13 protein-coding genes are annotated in these 12,510 nt (G+C 71.3%); 9 read left to right on the top strand and 4 right to left on the bottom strand.

Features of this window, described 5'->3' with window-relative positions; genetic code table 11:
• Positions 1-156 precede the first annotated feature (156 nt).
• From FV226_RS19215 to FV226_RS19180, 8 genes are all read left to right on the top strand, one after another.
• Complete coding sequence (locus tag FV226_RS19215; protein WP_147764144.1) at positions 157-1,902, top strand: acyl-CoA dehydrogenase; 1,746 nt, start codon at positions 157-159, stop codon at positions 1,900-1,902.
• A 190-nt stretch (positions 1,903-2,092) separates the two neighbouring features.
• On the top strand, positions 2,093-2,860 hold the full coding sequence (locus tag FV226_RS19210; RefSeq protein ID WP_147753765.1) for an enoyl-CoA hydratase-related protein: 768 nt from the start codon (positions 2,093-2,095) through the stop codon (positions 2,858-2,860).
• A 29-nt stretch (positions 2,861-2,889) separates the two neighbouring features.
• Complete coding sequence (locus FV226_RS19205) at positions 2,890-3,699, top strand: SDR family oxidoreductase (RefSeq protein WP_147764158.1); 810 nt, start codon at positions 2,890-2,892, stop codon at positions 3,697-3,699.
• Between the two features lie 34 nt (positions 3,700-3,733).
• A complete protein-coding gene (locus FV226_RS19200; protein ID WP_147764143.1) occupies positions 3,734-4,594 on the top strand; it encodes an NAD(P)-dependent oxidoreductase in 861 nt (286 codons plus the stop codon).
• Positions 4,595-4,677: 83 nt separating this feature from the next.
• The gene (locus FV226_RS19195; RefSeq protein ID WP_147753763.1) at positions 4,678-5,682 is read left to right on the top strand and encodes a magnesium transporter CorA family protein; all 1,005 of its coding nucleotides are present in this window, start codon (positions 4,678-4,680) and stop codon (positions 5,680-5,682) included.
• 91 nt (positions 5,683-5,773) lie between these two features.
• Entirely contained in the window at positions 5,774-6,538 is a 765-nt protein-coding gene (locus FV226_RS19190) for an SOS response-associated peptidase (protein WP_147764142.1), read from the top strand.
• A gap of 44 nt (positions 6,539-6,582) precedes the next feature.
• Complete coding sequence (locus FV226_RS19185) at positions 6,583-7,206, top strand: hypothetical protein (RefSeq protein ID WP_187278799.1); 624 nt, start codon at positions 6,583-6,585, stop codon at positions 7,204-7,206.
• A gap of 37 nt (positions 7,207-7,243) precedes the next feature.
• Positions 7,244-7,462, top strand: coding sequence for a hypothetical protein (locus FV226_RS19180; protein ID WP_147753760.1), 219 nt, complete (start codon positions 7,244-7,246; stop codon positions 7,460-7,462).
• A gap of 35 nt (positions 7,463-7,497) precedes the next feature.
• On the opposite strand, the gene FV226_RS19175 is transcribed toward FV226_RS19180, so the two are convergent.
• The 3 genes from FV226_RS19175 to FV226_RS19165 all read right to left on the bottom strand — a co-directional run bounded on the left by FV226_RS19175 (position 7,498) and on the right by FV226_RS19165 (position 10,006).
• Positions 7,498-7,749 carry a hypothetical protein gene (locus tag FV226_RS19175; protein ID WP_246685484.1) on the bottom strand — a complete coding sequence of 84 codons (252 nt, stop codon included), beginning with the start codon at positions 7,747-7,749 and terminating at the stop codon, positions 7,498-7,500.
• Positions 7,750-7,989: 240 nt separating this feature from the next.
• Positions 7,990-9,240 (bottom strand): class I SAM-dependent RNA methyltransferase, encoded by a 1,251-nt coding sequence (locus tag FV226_RS19170; RefSeq protein WP_147764140.1) that lies wholly within the window; start codon positions 9,238-9,240, stop codon positions 7,990-7,992.
• On the bottom strand, positions 9,227-10,006 hold the full coding sequence (locus tag FV226_RS19165) for a TlyA family RNA methyltransferase (protein ID WP_147764139.1): 780 nt from the start codon (positions 10,004-10,006) through the stop codon (positions 9,227-9,229). The genes FV226_RS19170 and FV226_RS19165 overlap by 14 nt, the downstream gene beginning before the upstream one ends.
• Positions 10,007-10,151: 145 nt before the next feature.
• On the opposite strand from FV226_RS19165, the gene FV226_RS19160 reads away from it, so the two are divergent.
• Positions 10,152-10,691 carry a superoxide dismutase family protein gene (locus tag FV226_RS19160; protein ID WP_238272903.1) on the top strand — a complete coding sequence of 180 codons (540 nt, stop codon included), beginning with the start codon at positions 10,152-10,154 and terminating at the stop codon, positions 10,689-10,691.
• A gap of 41 nt (positions 10,692-10,732) precedes the next feature.
• Here FV226_RS19160 and FV226_RS19155 read toward each other — a convergent pair whose 3' ends face one another.
• On the bottom strand, positions 10,733-12,082 hold the full coding sequence (locus tag FV226_RS19155; RefSeq protein WP_147764138.1) for an MFS family transporter: 1,350 nt from the start codon (positions 12,080-12,082) through the stop codon (positions 10,733-10,735).
• Positions 12,083-12,510 lie beyond the last annotated feature (428 nt).

Raw genomic sequence — 12,510 nt, 5'->3', positions numbered from 1 at the left:
AGGGCGTGGGCCGAAGCGCCTCTCACGGAAGAGGGGTCGGGCTGCGCGGAAAGCCGGCGGCCGGGTCTTTCGGGGCTGCACTAACGCGGCCCCGCGGCGACGGTCAAACGAGACGCCGAGGCGCGGGCGAACCGCGCCGGGCGGGAGGACATGCCGATGAGCTACCGCGCGCCCGTATCCGAGATGATGTTCACCCTGCGCCACGTCGCCGGCCTTGACGGGGCCGACGCGGTGAGCGTCGAGGACGCGGACGCCATCCTGACTGAGGCCGGGCGGCTCGCGGGCGACGTGCTGGCGCCGCTGAACCGCGTCGGCGACCGCCACGGCGCGACGCTTTCGAACGGCGTGGTCACCACGGCACCGGGGTTCGCCGCCGCCTACAAGACCTTCGTCGCCGGAGGCTGGAACGGGCTCACCGCCGACCCGGACCATGGCGGCCAGGGCCTGCCGCAAGTGCTCGACGCCGCCTGCACAGAGATGTGGAACGGCGCCAACCTCGCCTTCGGCCTGTGCCCGCTGCTGACCGCCGGCGGCATCGAGGCGCTGGCGGCGCACGGCTCCGAGGACCTGAAGGCGCGCTACCTCGGCAAGCTCGTCTCCGGCGAGTGGACCGCGACGATGAACCTGACCGAGCCGCAGGCCGGCTCGGACCTCGCCGCCCTGCGCACCCGCGCTGAGCCGGCCGGCGACGGCAGCTACCGCATCGTCGGCTCGAAGATCTACATCACGTACGGCGCCCACGACATGGCCGACAACGTCGTCCACCTCGTGCTCGCCCGCCTCAAGGACGCGCCGTCGGGCACCCGCGGCATCTCGCTGTTCCTGGTGCCGAAGGTGCTCCCCGACGGGTCCGAGAACGACCTGCGTTGCTCGGGGCTGGAGCACAAGCTCGGCATCCACGCCTCGCCGACCTGCTCGATGGCGTTCGGCGACCAGGGCGGCGCCACCGGCTGGCTCGTCGGCGAGGAGAATCGCGGGCTCGCCTGCATGTTCACGATGATGAACAACGCCCGCCTCGGGGTCGGGCTGCAGGGCGTCGGCGTCGCCGAGGCGGCGACGCAGCGGGCGCTCGCCTACGCTCGCGACCGGAAGCAAGGCAAGGCGGCGGGCTCCGCCGAGGCGAGCCCGATCGTCGCCCACCCGGACGTGCAGCGCATGCTGCTGACGATGAAGGCCTACACCGCCGCCGCCCGCGGCATCTGCTACCTCACCGCGGCCGCCCTCGACGCCGCCGAGGGGCCGGAAGGCAAGGCGGCGCTCGACCGCGCCTCGCTGCTGACGCCGGTGGCCAAGGCCTTCTCCACCGACATCGCCAACGAAGTCGCCTCGCTCGGCGTGCAGGTGCATGGCGGCATGGGCTTCGTCGAGGAGACCGGCGCGGCGCAAGCGATGCGCGACGCCCGCATCCTCGGCATCTACGAGGGCACCAACGGCATCCAGGCGATCGACCTGACCGGCCGCAAGCTGCCGCTGAACGACGGAGCCACGGTGCGGGCGCAGATCGCCGCCATGCGCCGGGTCGCCGAATCCCTGCTCAAGGCCGCCGACTCCGACCTCGGCCACGCCCCGGCGCGGCTGCGCGCCGGCATCGAAGCCCTCGACCGGGCGACGAGCCACCAGCTCGCGAGCCTCAGGTCCAACCGGCCGGAGGCGGCGCTCGCCGGCGCGACCCCGTACCTGCGCCTGTTCGGCCTGGCCCAGGGCGCGGCCTGCCTCGCCCACGAGGCGCTGGCCGCACGCGCCGCCTTGAAGGCCGGAGAGACCGACCCGGCCCATGCCGGGCGGATCGCGCTGGCGCGCTTCTTCGCCGAGAACCTCCTGCCGGCGACGGAAGGCCTGGCCCAGGTGGTGATCGACGGCGGCGGGTTTCTGGACGACGCGGGCGCGGTTCTGACGGGGTGACGTCAAGGTCCTCGCCCGTCATTCCGGGGCCGCGCAGCGGAGCCCGGAATCCAGAACCGCAGGTGGCGCCTTTTCGAGCACGGTTGGCGGCTCTGGATCCCGGGCTCGCCTGCGGCGCCCCGGGATGACGGGGTTGGGACGGAAGCGGTGCGGTTCGCGGCGCGATTTGGAACGAAGCGGGGAGGCGGACATGAGCGAGCAGGTCACGATCACCGACGGGGCGGACGGCGTCCGCTCGATCGTCCTGAACCGGCCCGAGAAGAAGAACGCGTTGACCGGGGCGATGTACGACGCGATGCGCGAGGCGCTGGCCTCCGCCGACGCATCGGACGCCATCGGGGCGGTGGTGTTCTCCGGAATGCCCGGCAGCTTTTGCGCCGGCAACGACATCGCCGACTTCGTCACGCGGGCGGAGAAGGCGTTCAGCGAGGCGCCCTCGCTGCGCTTCATCCGCCAGCTCGCGCGCACGGCGACGCCGATGGTCGCGGCGGTGGACGGGATCGCGGTGGGCATCGGCACGACGCTGACGCTGCATTGCGACCTCGTCTACGCGAGCCCGGCGGCGCGCTTCCGCATGCCGTTCGTCGAGCTCGGCCTCGTGCCGGAGGCGGCCTCGAGCTACCTGCTGCCGCGGCGGGTCGGGCGCCTCAAGGCGACGGAGCTGCTGCTGCTCTCCGAGATGTTCGGGGCGGACGCGGCCGAATCGCTCGGTCTCGTCAACGCGGTGATGCCCTCCGACATGCTGCTGGAGCACGCCCTCGCCCAGGCCGCGCGCCTCGCCGCCCTGCCGCGCGGCGCCCTCGCCGCGTCGCGAAAGCTGATCCGCGGGGATCAGGCCCAGGTCGAGGCGGCTTTGGACGCCGAGGCCGAGGCGTTCGACCGGCAGCTGCGCACGGAGGAGGCGCAGGGCGCGTTCCGGGCGTTCCTCGCCCGGTCGAAGCCCGGCCCGAGGTCGTGAAGCCGGACCTCAGCCAGAAGGTCTGCCTCGTGGCGGGCGCCTCGCGCGGCGTCGGGCGGGGCATCGCCCGGGCGCTCGGCGAGGCCGGCGCCACGGTCGTCGTCACCGCCCGCTCCAGCGAGACCGGGCCGCGCACCGAGCAGCGCTCCGAATCGATCGAGGACACCAGCCGCGAGGTCGACGCGGCCGGCGGCGACGGGCACCACTACCTCTGCGACCACACCAGCGAGCGTGCCGTCGACGAACTCGTGCACTGGACGCTGCGCCGCTTCGGCCGCATCGACGTGGCGGTGTCGAGCGTCTGGGGCGGCAACGAGGGCTACGACGGCGAAAGCTACCCGGACGGGACCGGCTGGGGCACGCCGTTCTGGCGCCGGTCGGCGGAGCCGTTCGCGGAGTTCGCCCGCGTCGGCCCCTATCCCGGGCTGCTGCTCGCCCGCGCGGTGGCGCCGGCGATGGTCGCGGCCGGGTCGGGGCTGATCGCGCTGGTCTCCTTCGGCACCGCGGAGGGCTACCTCGGCGACGTCTACTACGACCTCGCCAAGGCGACGACGAACCGCCTCGCCTTCGCCTTCGGAGAGGAACTGCGCCCGCACGGGGTCGCCGCGCTGGCGCTCTCGCCGGGCTTCGTGCGCACCGAGCGCGTCTGCGACCTCGGGCAGGGTGCGCTCGCCACCGAGAGCCCGCTCTACGCCGGCCGCGCCCTGGCGGCGCTCGCCGCCGACCCCGGCGTGATCGCCCGGACCGGCCAGGTGATCCACGCCGGCGACGTCGCGGCGGAATACGGTTTCACGGATGCCGACGGGTCGCGGCCCGCCCGCTTCCGGATCGCGCCGTGACACGAATCCTCGACACGAACCCGCGGAGGACGCGATGACCGGCACCCTGGCCAAGAAGACCCTGTTCATCACCGGAGCCTCGCGCGGCATCGGGCTCGCCATCGGCCTGCGCGCGGCCCGCGACGGGGCCAACGTGGTGATCGCGGCCAAGACCGAGACGCCGCACCCCAAGCTCGAGGGCACGATCCATACCGCGGCCGCGGCGATCGAGGCGGCCGGCGGCCGGGCGCTGCCGCTGGTGGTCGACGTGCGCGACGAGGATTCGGTGCGCCAAGCCTTCGCACGCGCCGCGGAGACGTTCGGCGGCGTCGACATCGTGGTCAACAACGCCAGCGCGATCTCGCTGACCCCGACGAAGCAGACCGAGATGAAGCGCTTCGACCTGATGCATCAGATCAACACGCGCGGCACCTACATGGTCTCGAAATACGCGCTTCCCTACCTGGAGAAGGCGGACAACCCGCACATCCTGATGCTGTCGCCGCCCCTCGACATGGCGGAGAAGTGGTTTTCGCCGCACCTCGCCTACACCATGGCGAAGTTCGGCATGTCGCTGTGCGTGCTCGGGCTCGCGGGCGAGCTGCGCAGGTCGGGCATCGCGGTGAACGCGCTGTGGCCGCGGACCACGATCGCGACGGCCGCGGTCAACAACCTGCTCGGCGGCGAGGCCCTGATGCGGGCGAGCCGGACGCCCGAGATCATCGCGGACGCGGCCCACGCGCTGTTTCTGAAGCCGGCTCGCGAGATCACCGGCCAATTCCTGATCGACGACACGTTCCTGTCGCAGAACGGCGTCACGGATTTTTCGCAATACCGCGTCACCGCCGGCGTGCCCCTTGCGCCGGACTTCTTCGTGCCGGATGCAAGCACGCCGCCGCCCCACGCGCTCGACTGAGCGCAAGGCATAGAGACGCGCTCGACTGAGCGCGAAACCCAAAGACGCGCTCGCCCGAGCGCCCATCCCCAGGTTCGCCCTTCGTGATCTTCATCCACCAGCCGGTCACCGGCACCGGCCAGATGCTGCTGGAGCGCCGCCCCCTCGAACTGCAGGACGCGATCCCCGACGACACCGTCTGGCTCGACATGATCAAGCCGACCCGGGAGGAGGACCTGAAGGTCGAGGCCTTCATGGGCATCCAGGTGCCGACCCGGGAGGAGATGAAGGACATCGAGCCGTCCGAGCTGCTCTACGTCGAGGACGGCGCCCGCTACATGACCGGGCGCGTGCTCTCGAAGGTCAGCGATTCGGAGGATCCCGGGCTCGCCGGCATCACCTTCATCCTGCAGGGCCGCAAGCTGGTGACGGTGCGCTACGAGGAGCCGCAGGCGTTCCGGATGTACACCCAGCGCGCCGGCCGGGCGACCGGGAGCGGGCCGACGGGGACGCCTTCGGGCGAGACCATCCTCGCCGGCCTGATCGAGGCGGTGATCGACCGGGCCGCCGACGTGCTCCAGCTCCAGGGCGAGCGCATCGACCGGCTCTCGGGCAAGATCTTCGAGGTCCAGGACGACCCCTCCGCCCGGAACACCGCGCTCCAGGACACGCTGCGGGCGCTCGGCCGCCACGGCGACCTGATCTCCAAGCAGCGCGAGAGCCTGGTTTCGATGGAGCGCATCCTGCTCTCGCTGTCGGCCACCTACCGGACCGCCAAGGCGCCGCGCGAGCTGCGCGAGGACGTGCGCTCGACGCTGCGCGACCTGCAGTCGCTGGAAGAGCACGCGACCTTCCTGTCCTCGAAGATCCAGTTCCTGCTCGACGCGACGCTCGGGCTGGTGAACCTGGAGCAGAACAACATCATCAAGCTGTTCTCGGTCATGGCGGTGGTGTTCATGCCCCCGACGCTGATCGCCTCGATCTACGGGATGAACTTCAAGGCGATGCCGGAGCTGGAATGGAGCTTCGGCTACCCGATGGCGGTGGTGATGATGGTGGTCGCCGCCGTGCTCCCCTACGTGTTCTTCCGCTGGAAGAAGTGGCTGTAGGCTGCCGTCGCGCGCCGCGGCAGTGCGAACGTCGCGAAAGGGCGAGCGTCGCGAGAAGGCGGGCGTCGCCGGCGGACAGGAGCCTCTGGGAATGTGCGGACGCTTCTTCATCGCCCAGGCGCCCGAACTCTTCGCGGAGTTCTACGGCTACCCGGAGCGTCCGAACTTCCCGCCGCGCTACAACGTGGCCCCGACGCAGCCGGTGCCGATCGTCGTCGGCGAGGGCGGGGCGCGGCACTTCCGGCTGGTGCGCTGGGGCTTCTGGCCGAGCTGGCTCAAGGACCCCAAGACCTTTCCGCTGGTGATCAACGCCCGGGTCGAGACCATCCTGGAGAAGCCGACCTTCCGCGGCGCGGTGCGCCACCGGCGCTGCGTCTTCCTGGCCGACGGCTTCTACGAATGGCGGCGCGAGGGCACCGGCCGCAACACCGTGCGGACGCCCTTCGCGATCTCGCGCGCGGACGGCGCCCCGATGGCGCTCGCCGGCCTATGGGAATCCTGGCTCGGGGCGGACGGCTCGGAGATCGACACGGCGGCCGTCGTCACCACCGGGGCGAACGGCACCATGGCGGCGGTCCACGACCGGATGCCGGCGATCCTCTCGCCCGAGCAGGTCGCGCCCTGGCTCGACACGCGGGACGTGGACCAGGCCGAGGCGGCGGCCCTCTGCCGCCCGTGCCCCGACGACTGGCTCCGCCTCGATCCCGTCTCCGACCGGGTGAACGCCGTGCGCAACGACGACGCGGCGCTGATCGCGCCGGTCGGGCGCCCCCGTCCGGCGCCGACGCCGCCGGACCTGCCCGCCGCAGAGAAGCCGCCCTCCAGCGACGAGGACGAGCAGGGGACTCTGTTCTAAGCGTAGGACTTCAATCACGGAAACGTGAGCGTCGGCGCTGATCCATGTTAGTGCCGTCCCGGATCGCATACGCGAACGCTTGCGTCCGAAATCACGCGCTCGTGACCTCCGCCAGGATCTCACTGTTCGGGGTGTCGGCAGAACCGTCGCAGGCGCGGATGGCGCGACGTCGCGAGGACCAGCGCTCGCTACCATCGTGCCGAGATCCGGTGCGAGCCGAAGCCGCCGACGTCCGCCCGCGCGCGACGATGGATCGTATGAGTTGTGAGAGCCGGTTGATGATGGCGTCTTGGTGCGAGAAGGCGATCCTCGCCGCGCAGATACGGCAGAGTCGCCGACGGATCGGCGATGCGAACGATCTGATGGAACGGTCCCGTTCCGCGATCGAGCGGTCGCGCGCGGCGATACGATCCTCCCACACGCAGATCGCCGCGCCGACGCGGGCCACGGCGTCGGCGACGCCCACCTCCGCCGCCCGGACGCTTCTGGCGGACCTGAGCGCCGATGCGCTCGACGCGATCGTCGACGACTTCTCCGCCGCCTACCTGGAAGCGGAGGCGACGGGGAACGACGAGACCGCCGAGATCGTTCGACAGGCCCTCGTCGTCCTCGGGCGCCACCTCGCCCATGAGCTCGGGCCGAAGGCGGCCGGAGTGCAAATCAACTGATTGGCTCCGTAGGAGACCGAGCCCAAGGGGTCATCGTGTGAAGAAGCCAGGCGTTCACGAATCCCTAGCGCGCGCGAGCCTGGAGCGGATCGCGCGCACGCTCGACGAGCCGGTCACCAAATTCTTTTCGCCGGGCGAGCACGAATCCCGCGATGCCGAGACGTTGGCCCTGGTCCGCGCCTTCGATCGCATCAAGGACCCGCAGGTCCGCGCCCGCTGCCTTTCGTTCGTGACGGCCGAGGCCGACCGGTCGTAGCCGGCGCGGCGCTCCTCTCATCGCGGACATCGGAACTACCCCTCCTGAGGCCGGGGGATGTGCCAGGTGCCGGTCATCACCAGTTCCGCGCTGTAGATCACCCCGCCGGCCTCGTTGCGCACGCTGACGGAGAAGGTGCGGTCGTCGCCGTTCGGGATCTTCTGTCGCGCCATGTCGGGCAGGGCGTCGATCGCCGTCGTGCGGGCTTCGAGCGGTCCCGGAAGGTCGAACCCGGCCTCGTCGATCACGCGGGCGTCGCCGTCGTCCGTGTCGATGTAGTAACGCATCACGCTTGCCGCTCGTCCGCGACCCCCGCGGAGAGAACCGGCCGGCGTGGACTTGGTTCTCCGACGGCGCGGACCGGACGGCGCAAGGACGACCCGGAGCGCATGCGCTCGTCGTCGTGCCGGTCGCAAGGGCGTTGTCTTCACGCGACCCGGCCTCCACCGTTCTGGAAGACGCGCCTTCTTGTCGGTGTGGTCGCGTTTTCTTCACGCGAGCCGGCGTCCACCTTGCTGGAAAACGCTTTAGAGCCGGCGCCGGGCCGCGACCGCCCGGCGGAACACGCCGACCATCTCGACATGGCCCGAGTACCGGAACTGGTCGACGGGGGTGACCCGCTCCAGGCTGAAGCCGGCCGCGACGAGGGTCGCCGCGTCGCGGGAGAAGGTGCCGGCGTCGCAGCTCACGCCGACAGCGAGCGGCACCTTCGATTCGGCGATCTGCTTCACCTGCGCCTGCGCGCCCGCCCGGGGCGGGTCGAAGACGACGGCGTCGTAATCGTTGAGATCGTGGGCGAGGACCGGCCGGCGGAACAGGTCGCGGGTCTCCGTGGTGATGCCCTTCAGCCCCTGCGCGCTGCGGTAGGAGCGCTCGATGCCGGCGAGCGCGCCGGCCTCGCTCTCGACGGCGTGGACGTTGCTGACGCGGGCCACGCCCAAGGTGAAGGGGCCGCAGCCCGAGAACAGGTCGATCGCGCGCTTGGTCTTCTTCGCGAAGGCGTCGCGCACCAGCCCGGTCAGCGCCGTCTCGCCGGCCGCCGTCGCCTGAAGGAAGCCGCCCGGCGGCGGATGCAGCCGCGTATCGCCCGAGACCACGGTGACGGCCTTGCGCTCCACCACCACGTCGCCGTGCAGCGACAGCCGGGCGAGGTCGAGGGCGCCGGCGAGCCGCACCAGCGTGGCGCGCACCCCGGCCTCGACGGGGCCGTGGCCGCGCAGGTCCACGTCGAGCCCGGCCTCGGTCGCGGTCACCGCGACGTCGAGGGGCTTTCGCCCGTGGCCGAGGGGGGCGCTGAGCGCCCGCGCGACCTCGGGGGCGCGGTGCAGGGCCGGCACGGTGATCGGGCAATGGTCGATCGCCACCAGGGCGTGGCTGCGCGCGGCCATCAGCCCGGCCTCGGCCCGGCCCTCGACCTCGCGGACGTGCAGGGTGATGCGGCGGCGGCCTTCGCCATGCGCATCCACCAGCGGATCGAGGGGGCGGTCGAGCCCGGCCTGCGCCAGGGCGTTGGCGACCTGCCCGGATTTCCACGCGGCGTAAGGCGCAGGCGCCAGGTGCTGGGTCGCGCAGCCGCCGCAGCGGGTGAAATACGGGCAGATCGGCGCGATCCGGTCGGGCGAGGGCGCCTCGATGCCGAGAAGCTCGCCGCGCGCGCCGTCGCGCCGGATCGCGACGCGCTCGCCCGGCAGCGCGAAGGCGATCGCGGTGCCGTTGTCGGCGATGCCGTCCCCACGCGCGCCGAGGCGGCGGATCGTGACGGTTTCAGATTCGGTCATCGGGTCTTTCGGGGGGAGCGGCGGTGGCGCCGGCGGCGCGGGCGCCGACGAGGAACTCGGTGTTGCCGTCCCCGCCCCGGACGGGGGAGGGGATCAGGCCGAGGATCGTGAAGCCGAGGTCGGCGAGCGTCGCGCACACCGCCTCGCACACCTCGGCGTGGACGGCTTCGTCGCGGACGATGCCGCCGCGGCCGACGCGCCCGCGGCCGGCCTCGAATTGCGGCTTGATCAGCGCGATCAACGGCGCACCCGGCGCCAGCAGCCCCGCCACAGCCGGCAGCACGAGGCGGAGCGCGATGAAGCTCACGTCGATGCCGGCGAGGCGCGGGGCGGGGTCGAGGCTGCCCGGCGCGAGGGTGCGGATGTCGGCGCCCTCGCGGTTCGTCACCCGCGGGTCGGCGGCCAGGCTCGCGTGGAGCTGGCCGTGCCCGACGTCGACCGCGGTGACGTGGGCCGCGCCGCGGCGCAGCAGAAGGTCGGTGAAGCCGCCGGTGGAGGCGCCGACGTCGAGGCAGGGCAGCCCGGCCGGGTCCACGCCGAAGGCGTCCAAAGCCGCCTCGAGCTTCAGGCCGCCGCGCGAGACGAAGGGGTGGGCGGCGGCGGCCTCGATCGCCGCGCCGGGCGGCAGCCGTTCGGAGGCGCGGGTCACGGGCCGGCCGTCGGCCCGCACGAGGCCGGCGGCGATGGCGGCCTGCGCCCGCGCGCGGCTCTCGAAATGGCCGTGCTCGACCAGCATGAGGTCGGCCCTGATCCTGTCTCGCGTCATCGGGGTTGGGTCACGGATGGTTCTGCCGCCTCGGGCGGCGCAATCGAACAAACCCCTGTCGGACGACCGGGCGAGAGCTTAACTAGCCCGACGTGGAGAGGAGAGCCATCATATGACACGCACCCTGCCGTTGCGCGCAGCCCTTATGCTCGGAGCCCTTGCGGGCTTCGCATCCGGCGCGAGCGGAGCGCTCGCGCAGACCGCGCCGGCCCCCGAGGCGGCCCCGGCCGCGGCGCCCCAGACCTTCGACGGCGAGATCAAGAACAACAAGGGCGAGCCGATCGGGACGTTGACGATCCGCGACGGCGCCAACGCGCTGGTGATGCGGATCGCGATCAAGGCCGGCGGCCTGCCGCCCGGCTGGCACGGCATCCACTTCCACGCGGTCGGCGATTGCTCCGACACCGAGAAGTTCATGAACTCCAAGGCCCACGTGAACCACGACCAGAGCAAGCACGGCCTGCTCAATCCGGACGGCCCGGACGAGGGCGACCTGCCCAACGTCTACGCGGCGGCCGACGGCTCGGTGAACGCCGAGGTCTCGAGCGAGACCCCGCTGACCGGCGACGGCGGCCTCAAGGACGGCGACGGGTCGGCGCTCATCGTCCACGCCAAGGAGGACGACCACGCCACCCAGCCGATCGGCGGCGCGGGCGACCGCATCGGCTGCGCGGTGATCAAGTAGCGCAGGCGCTTCCCTCCCCCCTGCGGGGGGAGGGGAACCCGCTACGCCCGCGCCAACCGGCCCTTGGCGCCCAGCGCCTCCTCCACCGTGCCGTCGCCGTCGAGATAGCCGTGGACCTTCGGGTTCGGCATGATCAGCGAGGCGACGAAGGCGATGGCCAGCAGGATGGTGACGTACCAGAAGAAGCTCGATTCCATCCCCGCCTCCTTGAACCACAACGCCACGTATTCGGCGGTGCCGCCGAAGGTGGCGTTGGCCAGCGCGTAGGACAGGCCGACGCCGAGCGCGCGGACCTTGGTCGGGAACAGCTCCGCCTTCACGATGCCGCTGATGCCCGTGTAGAAGCTCACCGCCAGCAGCCCGAGAGTGATCAGGCCGAAGGCGACGTAGGGGTCCTGCGTCGCGCCGATCGCCGTCATCAGCGGCACCACCATCAGCGTGCCGAGGCCGCTGTAGAGCAGCATGTTGGCCTTGCGCCCGATCCTGTCGGACAGCGCGCCGAAGGCCGGCTGCACCAGCATGTAGACCAGCAGTACCGCGGTCATCGTGCGCGAGGCGGTGCCCTTGTCGAAGTGCGCGGTGTTGACGAGGTACTTCTGCATGTACGTGGTGAAGGTGTAGAACACCAAAGAACCACCAGCCGTGTAGGCCAGCACCACGCAGAACGCGCGCCAATGCTTGGCGAGCTCGGAGAAGGTGCCGGCGTTCTCCTTGTCGGAGCCCGCGGTCTCGGCGAGCGAGCGGCGCAGATACAGCGCGACGACGGCCGCGCCCGCGCCGATGAAGAACGGGATCCGCCAGCCGTAGCTGTGGAGCTGGGCCTCGGTCATCGCGAACTGCAGCACGATCAGCACCAGCGAGGCGAGCAGCTGACCGCCGATCAGCGTCACGTATTGGAACGAGGCGAAGAAGCCGCGCTGACCTTTGAGCGCGACCTCGCTCATGTAGGTGGCGCTGGTGCCGTACTCGCCGCCGACCGAGAGGCCCTGGAGCATGCGCGCCAGCAGCAGCAGGACGGGGGCGGCGGCGCCGACGGTCTCGTAGGTCGGCAGCAGGCCGATGAACAGCGAGCCGACGCACATCATCATCACGGAGATGACCATCGAGGTGCGGCGCCCGACGCGGTCGGCGATGCGCCCGAACAGCCAGCCGCCGATCGGCCGCATGAAGAATCCCACGGCGAAGATGCCGGCGGTTTGCAGTAGCTGGCTGGTGGAGTCGCCCTTCGGGAAGAACGACGAGGCGAAGTAGATCGCGAAGAAGGCGTAGCAGTAGAAGTCGTACCACTCGACCAAGTTACCCGAAGACGACGCGACGATCGCCTTGATGCGGCGGCGGCGGTCGGCCGCCACGTCTTCGGCGGATGGCGCGATCCCGATCAAGTCGGACATGCTGGCTCCCTGTCTCCGTCCTTGGGACGGCGCATTCTTGATACCGGCGACGTTACAGGCGGGGAGGGGGGCCGCCTAGGGTTCGAAACCCTCCGGGCGGGACGGCCCACCGCTGCCGTCACACGCGTCTCGCACCATCGCTCGGGCGGCGCGGCACGACGGAACGCTTTCCGGCACTGTGCCGTTTCGGGCCGGTGACGTCGCCGGTCGGCGAAGGACGCGGTCTTTCATCAAGAATGGGACGGATTCGAACGCCATGAACAAGATCTTTCGCGGAACGGTGACGGCCGCGGTCCTGGTGCTGGGCACGGCGCGGACGTGCGTCTGGAGAGCGGCTTCCGCGTCGGCGTCGCCGGCGGCTACACTTCGACCAGCCTCGACACGGCCGGCCGCCTGCAATCCGGCTCGATCGAGAGCGGCTTCGGCGG

The organism is Methylobacterium sp. WL12, assembly GCF_008039475.1.
GTDB lineage: Bacteria > Pseudomonadota > Alphaproteobacteria > Rhizobiales > Beijerinckiaceae > Methylobacterium > Methylobacterium cerastii.
This window is presented reverse-complemented; position numbering and strand designations above follow the sequence as displayed.